Raw genomic sequence first — 15,550 nt, 5'->3', positions numbered from 1 at the left:
TAAAACGATTCAAAAAACAAAAAAGCGCCTCAATGAAATTCATTGAGACGCTTAATACTTTTTATCCAAAAGAAAAATCTATATCGATTTTCTTGCTTTAAATTTAAAAGGCACTTTAATTCTTTCGTTAAGATTATTCATAATCATATGAGCAGCTAATTCACCCATTTCTTTAAAATCAGTAGACATCACTGTAATTCCAAATAAATCTTTCAAGACAGTGTCATTGTAAGATATCACACCAATATCTTTCCCAAGTTTAAAATTCTTTTGTCTCATTTTATTAATCAAATCCACTAAATCTGTTTCTTCAATAATAATGTATAAATCTCTTTTCTCAATTACTAAATCTTCACTTACCTTATCAATAACATCAAAATCTTTTGCGTTTTCCAAACAAAATTTCTTAAAACCATTTATAATACTTTTAGGGTATGGGTAAAGTGTTTTTTCAGGATACACTAAAACAAATTTCTCATATTTTGCAATCCTTTCAATACCCTGATTCAGAGCTTCGTATATATTATCATCAAATTCCTGATAAACTGTAGCAATATCATTATCTAAATTAGGTATTAAATTGTCTAAAACTAATAATTTATCCTTTGGGATGTCATTGATTGCTTTAGATGTAGCATCTGTAAAACTAGCATGTTGTAATTTATCATTTTTAAAATGTGGCAAAATCACATAATAATCGTATTCCAATTTGTTTTTTAATGTATTTAAAAACAAATGCTCATCACAGTGATATACAATTAAATCTACATTAGAATGCAAACCTATTTTTGCCAAAAAGGAATTGTAAATCTCCATCTTATAAGAACTTAGTTTGTTAACTAAGAACAAAATTTTTAACTTATCTGTAGCTTGCGTTTTGGCAATATAATTTCCTCTTCTTGGTATAGAAACAATGATTTTTCGATCCCTTAGAATATTATATGCTTTTACTACAGTGTCACGAGATAAATAATAGTCTTCACTAACCATATTAATTGATGGCAATTTTTGGTTTAACGCTATATTTCCATTTGAAATATTTTTAGTTATCGAATCTACAATTTGTTGATACATCGGTACCATAGATTTTTTACTAATGTCTATACAGTTAATTATTTCCATAATGCTCAAAGTTTAATATTAAACAAAAACCGAATGCAATTTAAAAACAACACAGAGTTAAAACGTACTGATTAGGGTATTCAAAAGTACCGATTACACTGTTTATCACTGTTTTAACAGAAAAACATAGTGATACCTCAAGATGTATTTATATTTTTTTATTCTAAAATTTGACTAGAATGAGATGTTATAGACGACTCAATTACACCTAAAACAGACTTCAAATCCTTCAGAATATATTTCGAAAATGATTGATTGCTATAGTTATTTTATAATCAAAAATGAGCCATTCCTCATTTGCCTTAACGTTTATAAATTTAAAGAAACACTTAATTAGAACAATCTATTATAAATTTCACAAAGTACTTTTCATAAAGATATCTTAAACGAACAAATAAAACAGGATGAGAAAAGCAACCAAATACTATGGAGACCTATTGGCAGGAATCCTAACAGAGACCGACGAAGGGGAATACATATTTCAATACGATGATAAATATGTAAAAGACCACCCAAAAAAATGCATCACATTAACGATTCCAGTTAGTAAAAAACCGTACACGTACTAGTGCTTATTCCTTTTTTTTTTGAAGGACTAATTCCAGAAGGTTGGCTATTAGATATTGCCACTAAAAATTGGAAAATCATTCAAAACGACCGCATGGGATTACTATTGGCATGCTGCCAAAATCGTATCGGAGCTGTAAGTACTCAACCAACACTACAAGAAAATGGAGAATAGAAATTGTTTTTATTGTTACAACAAACTAGAATAAAACACTGTTGGTGATTTTCACGAACAATGTAGCTTATTGTTTTTTTGAAAGCAAAGAGCAACCATTATTTGAACATTCCTTGAAACAAATGATTGATTTGGCTAAAAATGTAGTAGAAAGAAGCATCACAATTCCGGGAGAACAGCCAAAATTATCATTATAGCTAGTAAACGATACTATTAAAGATGAAAACAAAGGGCGATTAACAGTCGTTGGTGCATTATGCGGAAACTATATCTTCAAATCACCCTCAGAACATTTTGCAAAAATGCCCGAAAACCAACATCTTACCATGCGAATTCCCGAAGTTTTTGGTATTAATACGGTCTAATCAAGTTTAATTTACTTACAATCAGGAGAGCTATCGTATATCACCAAATGCATCAACAGAACATCAACTGGAGAAAAAATCCACATGCTCGATATGTTCCAAATCAAAGAAGCTTTTGACAAATACAAAAGCTTTATGGAAAAGATCAGAAAATCCCTGAACACTTATTCAGACAATGCCTTATTAGATAAAGTATATTTTTTCATAAATTTACAAATCATCGATAAGGTTGATTAAAGGTAAGTTGATGTATTTCAAAGCCCAATCAAAGCCATATATAAAGTATGATAATTGACAAGAAAAGGATATCAAAATTAATATGAATTTGTCTAAACTTTTGGGTGCAGTCTAGTACAGAGAATTTATTTAAAAAAATAGATCATTTAATTGTTTAACTCAATAAAATGGTAGATTTTGCCCGTTCTAATTTTATTTAGAACAGTATTGATTTTTCAACTTTAGTTAAATAAGAAAACTTCTTTTTTTAAGATAAAACAACATAAAGACCAATTACGGCAGCTACAATAGCATACCCTACTGGTTTTATATATTTCCATTCCGTTATATCCACTTGTTCAGTATATTTTTGAAGATAATCTGTTTCTCTTGGAATAAATTTACTCACCCCAAACATAATCACAACGGTTAAAACAAATAATATCCCCATGATATGCAAGAAACTTATTTCAGGTTTTATAATATACAAGGTTATTAAGTAGGTTACAGCACTAAACAAGATTGCAATATTTGCAGCTTTAGTAGAAACGCGTTTAGAAAATATTCCCACAAGGATTATGGCTAAAATTGGCACACTATGAGTACCATTTAGTTCCTGCAAATAAGTAAAAATCCCACCTTTAACACCATATAATAAAGGCGCAATGGCCATTGAAAATAGGGCTAAAATCATTCCGAAAATTTTACCCGCTCTAACAACAAGTAAATCAGACGCATTGCGATTTACATATTCTTTATAAAAATCTAGACCAAATAATGTTACTGAACTATTTAAAGCACTATTAAAAGAACTTAAAATAGCTCCAAACAACACAGCTGCAAAAAAACCAATAAATGCTACAGGAAGTACCGCCTTAACCACCATTGGATATGCTTCATCAGCATTAGCTATATCTCCTTTAAAAATATAGAACGCAATTATACCAGGAAGAACCACTATAAAAGGACCTAATATTTTAACAAATGCAGCAATTAAAAGACCTTTTTGTCCTTCCTTTAAATCCTTAGCACCTAGTGCTCTTTGAATAATAGCTTGATTGGTTCCCCAGTAATAAAAGTTTACTATAATCATCCCTGTAAAAAGAGTCCAAAATGGGACATCAGAATCTGGACCTCCTATTATATCAAACTTTTCAGGAAGGGTCGTTGTAAGTGTTTTTAAACCTCTAAAAACATTTCCGTTACCAATTTTCATTAATCCAAAAATAGGAATTAAGGAACCTCCAATAATTAAACCTATGGCATTAATGGAATCTGAAACTGCGACAGCCTTTAAACCTCCAAAAATGGCATAAATACTACCTAAAATACCAATAGCCCAAACAGTAACCCAAAGTGCAGGTTCGGGAGCCATACCTAACATTTGAGGAACATCGAACATTGTATTAATAGCTAATGCACCTGAATATAAAACAGTTGGCAACATCGATATAGCGTAACCTAATAGAAATAGCATTGACACAATGGTCTTGGTTGACCTTCCGTATCTGTTCTCTAAAAATTGAGGAATCGTGGCTATCCCACTTTTAAGGTATTTAGGCAAAAGAACAAATGCCGTAAAAACCATCGCAATTGCAGCTACTACTTCATATGCCATTATCGGTATTCCATCTCTAAAAGACACACCATTCATTCCTACAATTTGTTCAGTGGATAAATTAGTAAGCAACAACGAACCGGCTATAACCGGACCTGTTAAACTTCTTCCTGCCAAAAAATACCCATCAGAAGATGATTCATCAGTATTCCTTGTTGACCACCAAGCTATAATAGCTACTAAAAGTGTAAATCCTATAAAAGAAATCATTCCCATTATTTATGTTTTTTTATTTAGTTAATTGGTTTTAATATTTTCCTGTATACCTTATTAATAGTTAATTTTACAAAAAGTTTAAATACAGTTTTTGATGTGTATTTCCCAATAGGAATTAAAACTTTATTAATTCTAAAATATTTCATAGAATGAAAACAAATCTAAAAATTTACTCATTCCCAAAAACACCTTATAAAATTAAACTTAAAAATTCATTTCCAAATGTAAAATAAATAAATGTAAAAATAACATTTGTATATTTTTTTTTATTTTTATTCCAATAAAAAAATAGTGTAAGCATAAAAATTTAAAAAACGATCCTCTTAATCAACAAAAAAGTCCGATAAAACTTTATCGAACTCTTAAACCTATTCCATCTTAAAATACAGATTCAAAACTTATGTCAAAGATTTAAAACAAAATCATTCAAAGATTTTTCGTCATACTTATCCTTATCAAAAGTATACAAAAAAGACCCTTTTCTTGATGACTGCATGTCCTTTTCCTCCAATTTAATTAGAATATCCATCGAATTAATTTTGCTGATGAAGTTTCTTTTATCCAACTCTTTGCTTAAAATTGCTTCATATAATTTTTGCAATTGTAACATTGTAAATTTTTCAGGGAGCAATTCAAAACCTACAGGTTTTGTTGAAGTCCTGTAACGTAATCTGCGTATGGCGTGGCGCAACATTGAATCGTGGTCAAAAATTAACTTTGGCACATCGGTTACACTAAACCATTGTGCATCATAATTCTTAATTAATTCTTGATTATGATTTTCAATATTAATCAAAGCATAATAAGCCACCGAAATTGTTCTTTCTACAGGGTCACGATCAATTTCACTATAAGTATGCAATTGCTCCATATAAACATTATGAAGCCCTGTATAGGTGTCCAGAATCCTGATAGCTGCAGAATCTAATTTTTCTTCCTTTTTAAGAAAACCACCTATTAACGACCACTTTCCCATTTCTGGCTCAAATCCCCTTTTGATTAATAGAATCTTCAATCCTTCATTATCAAAACCAAAAATAATACAATCTACGGCAAGTAAAACTTTGTCAACACTACTATAACTATTTAGCATTTTATTCTCTTTTAGACTGTAAATATAGAAAACTTTTACAAGAATTTATTAATTATTAGTGTTTAAGTAACACTTAATTTGCAAACTAATAAAATTATAATTCACCTTAAATTATAATTTTTGAAAAAAAATAAATTCACTTCAATAGACATAATTCAACTAAATTTTAAACGTTAAAACCACACTTTTAAAACAGTCAAAACATAACAATCTGAATAACAACAAAATAAACAATATTATTTATTAAGTGTTTTTTAAACACTTGTTGTAAAAAATAGTATATTTGTAACCATACTAAAATTAATCGGAATGAAAAATTATGTTATTGGGTTAGATTATGGCTCCGATTCAGTACGAGCAATATTAATTGACACCGAAAATGGTCAAGAAATGGCAGCAGATGTTTGTCTATATAAACGATGGCAAAATAAGGAATACTGTAATGCTAGCATCAATCAGTTTCGTCAACATCCTTTGGATCATATAGAAGGTTTAGAAACGACCATCAAAAACGTTATTTCCAATAGTAAAATAGCTCCCTCGTTAATAAAAGCGATTTGTGTGGACACCACAGGTTCTTCTCCTATTCCAATAACCAAAGACGGAATTCCATTAGCCTTAACCAAAGGTTTTGAAAACAATCCAAACGCTATGATGGTGTTGTGGAAAGACCATACTGCTATCAACGAAGCCAATGAAATTAACCATCTTGCTAAAAATTGGGGCGGTGAAAATTTCACTAAATATGTAGGAGGTATATACTCATCTGAATGGTTTTGGGCAAAAATACTACATGTTATTAGAGAAGATGAAACGGTAAAAAAAGCTGCTCATACCTGGATGGAACACTGTGATTTGATGACGTTTTTATTAATCGAAAACAAAGATTTAAAATCATTCAAAAGAAGTCGTTGTGCATCTGGACACAAAGCCATGTGGCACGAAGACTGGAACGGTTTGCCTTCAACCGATTTCTTAGCAAAACTTGACCCTTATCTTGCCTCACTAAGAGGCAATCTGTACGATGAAACCTATACTTCGGATATTGTTGCAGGGAATTTATCAAAAGAATGGGCAACTAAACTAGGACTTTCAACAGAAACTCTGGTAGCAGTTGGAACATTTGATGCGCATTCTGGTGCTGTAGGTGCCAAAATTGAAGAACACACCTTAGTTCGCGTAATGGGAACTTCAACTTGTGATGTAATTGTGGCTTCAAAAGAAGCTATTGGAGACAAAAGTGTTCGCGGTATCTGCGGTCAAGTTGATGGCTCTGTGATTCCAGGATTTATAGGTTTAGAAGCAGGACAATCTGCTTTTGGGGACTTACTAGCTTGGTACAAAGAATTATTAATGTGGCCAACGGAAAATATTTTAACGAATTCTAAAGTATTAGACGAAAGTCAAAAAGAGCAATTACGAAATGAACTCAGCGACCAATTAATGATACAACTTACTGAAGAAGCTGAGCGAATTCCCTTATCTGAAAATATTCCGATTGCATTAGATTGGATCAACGGAAGAAGAACTCCAGATGCTAATCAAGAAGTTAAAAGTGCCATTTCAAACTTATCCTTAGGTACGAAAGCACCACATATATTCAAATCACTTGTAAATGCGATCTGTTTTGGTTCTAAAAAAATTGTAGACAGATTTGAAGAAGAAGGTGTAAAAATCGACAGTATTATAGGAATTGGTGGTGTAGCTCGAAAATCACCATTTATCATGCAAACCTTAGCAAATGTTCTAAACAAGCCTATAAAAGTAGCGGCATCAGACCAAACTCCAGCTTTAGGAGCGGCAATTTATGCTGCTGTTGCTGCTGGAATTTATCCAAATGTAAATGAGGCGATTCAAAAAATGGGAAGTCCATTTGACGCAGAATACCAACCGCAATTAGACAAAGTTGCTTCATACAATAGATTGCTATTGCAATACGATAAATTAAGCAGTTTTGCCGATCCATCCTTAAAAAACATTCCACATGAACAGTATATATAAAGATTTAAAACAAGAATGTTACGAAGCAAACATGCAGCTCAATGAACTAAATTTGGTGGTTTATACCTTCGGAAATGTGAGTGCTGTGGATCGTAAAAAAGGAGTTTTTGCCATCAAACCAAGCGGGGTTGCTTATGAAGAATTAAAACCAGAAGATATCGTTATTGTTGATTTTGACAACAACATCATCGAAGGAAATATGCGTCCTTCTTCTGACACCAAAACACATGCATATTTATATAAAAATTGGCCAAAAATTGGTGGAGTGGCACATACACATGCAACTTATTCTGTAGCTTGGGCACAGTCACAGTATGATATACCCATTTTTGGGACCACTCATGCCGATCACTTAACAGCTGATATTCCATGTGCTCCCCCCATGGCAGATTATCTTATTGAAGGAAATTACGAACACAATACTGGAATTCAGATTTTGGATTGCTTTCAAGAAAAAAACCTCTCGTATGAAGAAGTCGAAATGGTATTAATTGGAAATCATGGTCCTTTTGCTTGGGGAAAAAATGCAGCCAAAGCTGTCTATAATTCCAAAGTATTGGAAGTTGTTGCTGAAATGGCTTATTTGACATTGCAAATCAATCCAAAAGCTTCCAAATTAAAGGATTCCTTAATAAAAAAACATTATGACCGTAAGCACGGCAAAGACGCTTATTACGGTCAGTAAATAATTAAAAAAATAATAAATTATACCTAATGATAGATATTTCTCAAAAAGAAGTTTGGTTTGTTGTAGGAAGCCAAGAATTATATGGTGAAGAAACACTTAGAAAAGTAGCCGAACATTCACAACATATTGCAAAAGGATTAGATTTATCCTCTGAAATACCAGTGAAAATTGTTTATAAGGAGGTTGTAAAATCACCTGATCAAATTCTAAACGTATGTTTGGATGCCAATTCGAATAAAAATTGTATTGGAATCATAGCTTGGATGCATACTTTTTCTCCTGCAAAAATGTGGATTAGTGGTTTGCGAATTTTGAAAAAACCGTTATGCCATTTGCATACACAATTCAATGCCGAAATTCCATGGAGCTCAATTGATATGGATTTTATGAACTTGAATCAATCCGCTCATGGTGACAGAGAATTTGGTTTTATCATGTCTCGAATGCGTACCAAAAGAAAAGTGGTTGTAGGGCATTGGGAAGATAGTCGTGTACAAAACAAATTGGGAATATGGACAAGAGTGGCTTTAGGATGGGACGAATTACAGAATCTAAAAGTAGCTCGTATAGGTGATAACATGCGTGAAGTAGCCGTAACAGAAGGTGATAAAGTGGAGGCGCAATTGCGTTTTGGTATGTCTGTTAACGGATACGATTCTTCAGATGTTACTAAACACATGGAAAAAGTTACCGAAAAACAACTTAATGATTTATTAGCTACTTATGAAGCCACCTATAACCTTACTGATTCGCTTTTGGAAGGTGGAAATCAAAGACATTCTCTTGTAGATGCTGCTAGAATTGAATTGGGTTTGAGAGCTTTCCTAGAAGAAGGCGGATTTGGAGCCTTTACCGATACTTTTGAGAACTTAGGGGTTTGGAAACAATTACCTGGAATAGCAACACAACGATTGATGGCAGACGGATATGGTTTTGGCGGTGAAGGCGACTGGAAAACTGCTGCTATGGTTAGAGCTTTAAAAGTTATGAACATCGGACTTGAAGGAGGAACTTCTTTTATGGAAGATTACACCTACCATTTCACCCCTCAAAAATCGTATGTATTAGGTTCTCACATGTTGGAAATTTGCCCATCCATTGCTGATGGAGCTGTTGCTTGTGAAGTACATCCACTTGGAATTGGCGGAAAAGAAGATCCTGCCCGTTTGGTTTTCAACTCACCAGCTGGAAATGCAATAAATGTTTCCTTAGTAGATATGGGAACTCGTTTTCGATTAATTGTTAACGAAGTAGAAGCTGTGAAACCAATGGCTGATTTACCAAAACTTCCTGTAGCTAGAGTTTTATGGGATTGTAAACCAAATCTAGAGATTGCCGCTACAGCTTGGATTTTGGCAGGTGGTGCGCATCATACAGTATATAGCCAAGCCATAACTACCGAATATATGGAAGATTTTGCCGATATTGCAGGTATTGAATTATTAGTAATTGATGAAAATACTACCATCCGTAATTTTAAAGATACGATTAATGCTAACGAAGCTTATTATCATATCTTTCAACACGGCTTGTAAATAAAAAATTAATTAGTACTTGTAAATTATCTCCTAGGCATTTGCAAGTATCATTTCAGCAAGCATTTCAAACTTTTAATTAACCAAAACCACTTATGAAAGTACTAAAAAATTATATTTTTGGACTCAGTATTCTCAGTTTAGTTTGTCTTACAACTCAATGCAAAGACAATAAAAAAGAATCCAACAAAACTATTATTTCAACAAATACAGAAACCGTGTCAATAGAAAAATCAGCTTACGGAACGACTCCAAATGGAGATCAAGTCGATAGTTATAAATTAAAAAACCAAAACGGAATGGAAGTCGATATCATTACTTATGGTGGTATTATCACTTCATTAAAAGTACCCAATAAAGCGGGTGTATCGGAAGAAGTTGCGATTGGTTTCAACAACTTAGAACAATATACCAAGGACAATCCCTACTTTGGAGCACTTATTGGGAGATACGGAAATCGGATTGCAAAAGCAAAATTTTCCATAGATGGTATCGAATACAAATTAGCCGCAAACAATGGTCCTAATAATTTACACGGAGGCCCAGAAGGTTTTCATAGAGTAATTTGGACCGCAGAAAAAGCAGAAAGTGGGCAAAATGCAAGCTTACAATTAAAGTATATTAGTAAAGACATGGAAGAAGGTTTCCCTGGAAATTTGACAGTTTATGTTACTTACACTTTGACTAATGACAATACTTTAGGTGTACAATACGAAGCTACCACTGATAAGACAACGGTTGTAAACTTGACACAACATTCTTATTTTAATTTATCAGGAGATTTTTCAAAAACAATTACCAACCATGAAGTAGTCATTGATGCAGACCAATTTGTTCCAGTGGATGCCGATTTAATACCTACTGGAAAATTGGAAGCCGTTACCAATACTCCTTTTGATTTTAGAAAACCAAAAACTATTGCAAAAGAAATCAAAGCGGATAACGAACAATTAAAAAGAGGTAAAGGATACGATCATTGTTGGGTATTAAACAATCAAGATAAAGGTTTCCGCTTTGCTGCTTCAGCTTACGAACCAATAAGTGGACGCTATATGGAAGTGTTTACCACAGAACCAGGAATCCAACTTTACACAGGCAACTTTTTAGATGGAACTCTTCCTACCCGTGACGGAAAAACCTATGCTCATAGAACTGGTTTTTGCCTCGAAACGCAACATTATCCTGATTCTCCCAATCAAAAATCATTTCCAACAACAATTCTAAAACCCGGTGAAAAGTACCAAACAAAAACTTCTTTTAAATTTTCGACTAAATAATAGGTAATTAAAAATAGAATTGCCCCAGATAATTTTAGATTATTTGGGGCGTTTTTTTTTAGTACAAATATTCTAAGTAGAAGTCACTGACACCTTTCTCTCATCTCTTTTTCGCCAATAATTCGCCAACAATGAACCCGAAATATTCATCCAAGGACTAAATACCGCTGAAGCCAAACCGAGGGTTGCTAATTTCCCCATCGAACCGGCCAATCCTGATGCCATTCCGCCGTTTTGTAAACCCACTTCAAAAGCGATAGTTTGGCTTTTCTTGACATCCAGTCCACTGAAGCGACTCAACCAATAACCAAAAAAGTAACCCGCGCCATTGTGTAAAATAGAAGCAAAAAACAATAAAAACCCTATTTGGATTAAATTATCTCTACCCGCTGCTGTGGTAACCAAGGTAAAATAGATAATCCCGAACATTGAAAACAGAGGCATGTGTTCATCTATCTTTGGATATTTGGTATATATATAATGATAACCTACTCCAACCAAAATCGCTCCCGCAATAAACTCACTGATTTCCATCAATAATGCCGAGCTACTACCTGCTTCTAATGCAAAAGAATCACCTACGACCAACAAGAAAATCAACCATAAAAGGGCTACTACACTCGAATATTTAATTTTTCGTTGAACACTAACCCCATAGGTTTTCATCACATCATGAATCATTGCTGCTGACAAAGGGACCAGCACAATTTTGATTATCTCTATCATCATATTGAAAAAATGAACTTCGACTAAAGTACCTGCAAATAGTTTCATTAAAAACGGAGTCATAATAGGTGCTGCCAAAGTAGAAATTGCTGTCACCGTTACGGATAACACCAAATCACCTTTAGCAATATAAGTCATCACATTCGAAGCCAATCCACTGCTGCAAGAACCTATCAAGATGATTCCTGCAGCAATTTCGGGTTCGAAACCAAAGGTTCTAGCAATTAAAAAACCCGTCAACGGCATGATGGTAAAATGCCCTAATAAGCCAATCGCCACGCCTCTACCTGATTTTCGGATGCCTATGAAATCCTTGATACTCATTTGTGTCCCCATTCCAAACATGACTAACTGAATAATAATCAAAATCAGCCATTTGTTACGCATATCAAAACTGCCTACATGCAAGAAAAAATCAGGATGTAAAATCCCAGCACAAAAGGACGTAATAATCCAAAATGTATATTGATAACCTCTCAATACCTTCAGATGTCCTACCCCAATGGACAGACTAGAAAAGGCTACAATCAAACCTGTTTTCCAAATAGAATCCATTTCCTGAAAATAGCCAAACCCAGAAAACAGAAAAAGAATTAGGGCAAGCCAAAGAAAATATTTAAGCATAATAGTGGTTTTTGAATTAAAAGTAGACTTCGGCTAAATTTTTCATTGCGATTGCTGGACTGGCTAAAATGGGGACTCGTTTTTCTTCAGGACTTAATCCATCTACCACTCTAGCCATAGAAGCTTGTGCCAAAACAATTACCTCTACTTCTTTCATTAATTGGATTAAAGCTTGCTTGACCATTTCGTCATGTTTCGCCGCATCGCCACCCATTAAAGCTTCAAATGCACCTTCGCATAATTTGGTGGCAATAGTCACTTCTTTGCCAGCTACTATTGCTCTTCTTCTTACTAAATCACTGGTAGGTTCTAGCGTTGTAGGCAAGGTGGCGATAACACCAATTTTGTTACTAATTTGCACTGCTTCGTCTGCCATGGCTTGATCGACACGAATAACGGGTACAGTTGCCAAAGTAGCTGCGGTTTCTATCGCTACCCCAATTGAAGAACAAGTCACTAAAATCACATCTGCTCCCGCTGCTTCCGCTGCTTGAACGTGATTCACTACTCGAGCTGCCGTATTTGGCATTAATTTTCCTTTTTTGATGACATCTTTAATTAAACTATCATCAACTATATTGAAGGTTTCAGCATCACTTAAAAATTCGGTGGTCAATTGTTGAAACAAAGGAACCAAAGTGGCTGATGTATGTACAAATCCTAATGTTTTTGCTTTCATAATATTTAAAATTTATATTTTTTCACCTTTTAAAACTTTAATAAAATAATCTGGCGGTCCTACCTGCCCTCCTTTAAAATTCATTTCTACTCCATCAACCAACACATCATCAGAAACGGCTTTGCAAAGCGGAGCTCCTAGCGCTAAAGGTGCTATCATTTCTAAGGCAATAATATCCAATTCGGATGCCGCATAACTCGACGTATCACCCCCTGCAAAAAGGATTCTTGGAAGTGGAAATCGTGCCAAAACTTCTTTGGTGATTTGTCCCAAAACTTTACCGTATATTTTGCTACATTGTTTTTGAATTTCGTTTTTTCCAAAACCTTTTTGTGCAAAATAAGCTTCCGATTCTGCAATTCGAATATCAGATGGACCCGTACTGGTGTGCAAAATGGTACTTTTACCCTGTTTGAAATTTTCGACCAATTGGACAACCGTTCTCGTAATAATTTCAGCCTGAAAATCTTCATTCAATGTATTAGTTTCCAATGCAATTTGTTCAAATCCGTTATTCAATGCATATTCGATTTGATTAGCCGTAATAGGCGAGCAACTTCCTGACAAAACCAGTAAAAGACTTACTTCTCTTACCATTTCAAATACTTTTTCTTTGTCGTTCAATGTCCCTTTCTGCTTCCAATCCAATCCTAAAGCCATCTCGATTCCGGAAGAACCGACAGAGAAAAGTGTTTTCTCTTTTGCCAATTCATTAAAAACCGAACCGATGTTTTGTAAATGGGTCGTATTTACTGCATCAAAAAACAAAATATCTGTTTCTTTATTTTCTGAAACAGAAGTAAGAATTGCTTCTTTCCCTTTTTCGATTTGGGTTATATTGACTAATGCTATTGATTTATTGGTTTGTTTTGCCAAATGAACTCTGAGGTCACCCTCCAAAGCAGGTGTCACAGGATGTTGGCTCATCGAAGGATGTTGGTCAATGCGATAGATTTCACCAATTCCCGCTGTTCCCATACTGGCAAATAAATTCCCAAAAGCAAAAAAACGTCCTAAATGAGGTGCTCCAGGAGAAACCATCACTGTTTTTTGGTCAAAAATCCGACTGCCAATTTCAATTGCTTTCCCAATATTTCCCACATGAGGTGCCGAGTCAAAAGTGGAACAAACCTTATAATGAACCTGAGTTGGGTTTAATTGCTTCAACTTTTCAAAAGTAGGAACAAGTTCTGTTTCCATTTCAACTGGGGACAGCGATCTGCTTTTTCCAGCAAAACCAATGGCTTGAATTCCAGCAAAACGTGCAACATCATTTGACTCTGGTTGTTTTAAAAAAAGAACTGTTTTAACACCTGCCAAAGTCAAAAATTCTAACGCATCAGTAGAACCAGTGAAATCATCACCGTAATAAACTAATAACAATTGCTCTTGTTGTTTCATTATTTGGAGAATTTTTGAACGGATGCGGCAAACTCAGGATATTTTTGAGCTGTTTCAACTACTGAAAGCCCATCAACAGCTCCTGTCCAGGCTTGTTGCAAAGCATTTACACCTGCTTTGGGCCCCATAGGATGTGCCAGGATTCCACCTCCTGCCATATACAGCAAATCGGTCGTTTGGGTTCTTCGGTAGGTTTCTACAGCTTGTCCTCCCCATTGTCCTGAAGACACTACAGGCAAAATTTCATTTTCACCAATAAAAGGTTTCAAACAAGATTTTATAGAAGTCACCACTGAATCATCCGACTCCCAGAATTTATTTTGAATCCCGTTTACATGTAGTTGATCGACACCTGATAAACGTTGGATTTTTTGGTAAGCAGAAAACTCAATTCCCAACATAGGATGCCTGTTCATCATTCCCCAACCGTTTCGGTGTCCGTGAATCACAAGTTCCCCACGGTCACATATTTTTTTAGTACCAGCAAGGCCTACACTGTTGACACTAATCATCGCGCAACTACCTTGTTCTTGTTGAATTAAATCGTATTTGCGTTGCATGGCATCAATTTCATCGCTAATATTGAAGGCATACATTACTTTTTTTCCTGTTTTTTGTTCGTTGTCACGAATGACTTTCATAATGGCTTTCACCCTATCATCAAAAAGAGAGTTCGCCGCCGAACCCATCAATTCATCGTCTTTGATAAAATCAATCCCTGCTTCAATTAAAGATTCTACCAAGCTGGACGTTTCCATTACACTCATTCCAATGCTGGGTTTGATAATGGTTCCAATCATCGGACGATCTCCTACACCACAAGATAATTTAGAACCTTTGATTCCAAATTTTGGCCCTCTAAAATGATTAGCAAAAGATTCCGGCACTTCAAAATCCATTAATTTCAACCCTGTAAATTGGGTAATCTCGTATAAATTCCCTTGAAGCGTACTGATTAAAACCGGTAAATTGTACCCGAAATTCTCAATGGACCAACTTACTTTTACCCTTGCCTTTTGGTATTTTTTTCCAGGAATACTTCCACCTGGAATGGAAGGTACGTCTGCAATATCTAATAATTGAATATCCTCTACTCTTGCCGCAAAACGTTTTTTTAGTTCTTCTGTCTCTCCAGGCACCGACACAAAGGTCCCTGAGGATTGTTCACCCGCCAAAACTGCAGCCGCTTGAGCTACTTCATAAGGGGTTTCGATTAGGTATTCAGCATAAACTCTTTCCATTATTCT

General features: G+C 34.6%; 14 protein-coding genes. 7 read left to right on the top strand and 7 right to left on the bottom strand.

Features of this window, described 5'->3' with window-relative positions; all coding sequences use genetic code 11:
• Positions 1-78: 78 nt before the first annotated feature.
• Entirely contained in the window at positions 79-1,122 is a 1,044-nt protein-coding gene (locus ACNH59_RS10365; protein ID WP_418262475.1) for a GntR family transcriptional regulator, read from the bottom strand.
• A 404-nt stretch (positions 1,123-1,526) separates the two neighbouring features.
• Between ACNH59_RS10365 and ACNH59_RS10360 the strand changes: the two genes are divergently transcribed.
• From ACNH59_RS10360 to ACNH59_RS10350, 3 genes are read left to right on the top strand one after another with little or no spacing between them, the layout of a single operon-like run.
• Positions 1,527-1,691 (top strand): HipA N-terminal domain-containing protein, encoded by a 165-nt coding sequence (locus ACNH59_RS10360; RefSeq protein WP_418262474.1) that lies wholly within the window; start codon positions 1,527-1,529, stop codon positions 1,689-1,691.
• On the top strand, positions 1,691-1,864 hold the full coding sequence (locus tag ACNH59_RS10355; RefSeq protein WP_418262473.1) for a HipA N-terminal domain-containing protein: 174 nt from the start codon (positions 1,691-1,693) through the stop codon (positions 1,862-1,864). The genes ACNH59_RS10360 and ACNH59_RS10355 overlap by 1 nt, the downstream gene beginning before the upstream one ends.
• Before the next feature lie 44 nt (positions 1,865-1,908).
• Complete coding sequence (locus ACNH59_RS10350; protein ID WP_418262472.1) at positions 1,909-2,061, top strand: hypothetical protein; 153 nt, start codon at positions 1,909-1,911, stop codon at positions 2,059-2,061.
• Positions 2,062-2,713: 652 nt separating this feature from the next.
• Here the strand turns inward: ACNH59_RS10350 and ACNH59_RS10345 are convergent.
• Together ACNH59_RS10345 and ACNH59_RS10340 are read right to left on the bottom strand one after the other, a co-directional pair.
• The gene (locus ACNH59_RS10345) at positions 2,714-4,279 is read right to left on the bottom strand and encodes a solute:sodium symporter family transporter (protein WP_418262471.1); all 1,566 of its coding nucleotides are present in this window, start codon (positions 4,277-4,279) and stop codon (positions 2,714-2,716) included.
• Positions 4,280-4,682: 403 nt separating this feature from the next.
• On the bottom strand, positions 4,683-5,372 hold the full coding sequence (locus ACNH59_RS10340) for an NUDIX hydrolase (RefSeq protein ID WP_418262470.1): 690 nt from the start codon (positions 5,370-5,372) through the stop codon (positions 4,683-4,685).
• A 309-nt stretch (positions 5,373-5,681) separates the two neighbouring features.
• Between ACNH59_RS10340 and ACNH59_RS10335 the strand changes: the two genes are divergently transcribed.
• From ACNH59_RS10335 to ACNH59_RS10320, 4 genes are all read left to right on the top strand, one after another.
• On the top strand, positions 5,682-7,373 hold the full coding sequence (locus ACNH59_RS10335; RefSeq protein ID WP_418262469.1) for a ribulokinase: 1,692 nt from the start codon (positions 5,682-5,684) through the stop codon (positions 7,371-7,373).
• Positions 7,357-8,058 (top strand): L-ribulose-5-phosphate 4-epimerase, encoded by a 702-nt coding sequence (locus ACNH59_RS10330; protein WP_418262468.1) that lies wholly within the window; start codon positions 7,357-7,359, stop codon positions 8,056-8,058. The genes ACNH59_RS10335 and ACNH59_RS10330 overlap by 17 nt, the downstream gene beginning before the upstream one ends.
• A 29-nt stretch (positions 8,059-8,087) precedes the next feature.
• A complete protein-coding gene (araA, locus tag ACNH59_RS10325; protein ID WP_418262467.1) occupies positions 8,088-9,596 on the top strand; it encodes an L-arabinose isomerase in 1,509 nt (502 codons plus the stop codon).
• Positions 9,597-9,691: 95 nt separating this feature from the next.
• A complete protein-coding gene (locus ACNH59_RS10320) occupies positions 9,692-10,873 on the top strand; it encodes an aldose epimerase family protein (protein WP_418262466.1) in 1,182 nt (393 codons plus the stop codon).
• A 72-nt stretch (positions 10,874-10,945) separates the two neighbouring features.
• Here the strand turns inward: ACNH59_RS10320 and ACNH59_RS10315 are convergent, their stop codons facing one another.
• From ACNH59_RS10315 to ACNH59_RS10300, 4 genes are read right to left on the bottom strand one after another with little or no spacing between them, the layout of a single operon-like run.
• Positions 10,946-12,223, bottom strand: a complete 1,278-nt coding sequence (locus ACNH59_RS10315) for a bile acid:sodium symporter family protein (protein ID WP_418262465.1) — start codon at positions 12,221-12,223, stop codon at positions 10,946-10,948.
• A 16-nt stretch (positions 12,224-12,239) separates the two neighbouring features.
• Positions 12,240-12,902: an aspartate/glutamate racemase family protein gene (locus tag ACNH59_RS10310; RefSeq protein WP_418262464.1), complete on the bottom strand. Its 663-nt coding sequence runs from the start codon at positions 12,900-12,902 to the stop codon at positions 12,240-12,242.
• Positions 12,903-12,914: 12 nt separating this feature from the next.
• The gene (locus ACNH59_RS10305; protein WP_418262463.1) at positions 12,915-14,303 is read right to left on the bottom strand and encodes a four-carbon acid sugar kinase family protein; all 1,389 of its coding nucleotides are present in this window, start codon (positions 14,301-14,303) and stop codon (positions 12,915-12,917) included.
• Positions 14,303-15,544, bottom strand: coding sequence for a ribulose-bisphosphate carboxylase large subunit family protein (locus ACNH59_RS10300; protein ID WP_418262462.1), 1,242 nt, complete (start codon positions 15,542-15,544; stop codon positions 14,303-14,305). Before ACNH59_RS10300 ends, ACNH59_RS10305 begins: the two co-directional genes overlap by 1 nt.
• Positions 15,545-15,550 lie beyond the last annotated feature (6 nt).

The organism is Flavobacterium faecale, assembly GCF_048320115.1.
Classification (GTDB): Bacteria; Bacteroidota; Bacteroidia; order Flavobacteriales; family Flavobacteriaceae; genus Flavobacterium; species Flavobacterium faecale_A.
Note: the sequence above shows the minus strand (reverse complement) of the source record. Positions and strands in the feature narration are given on the sequence as shown.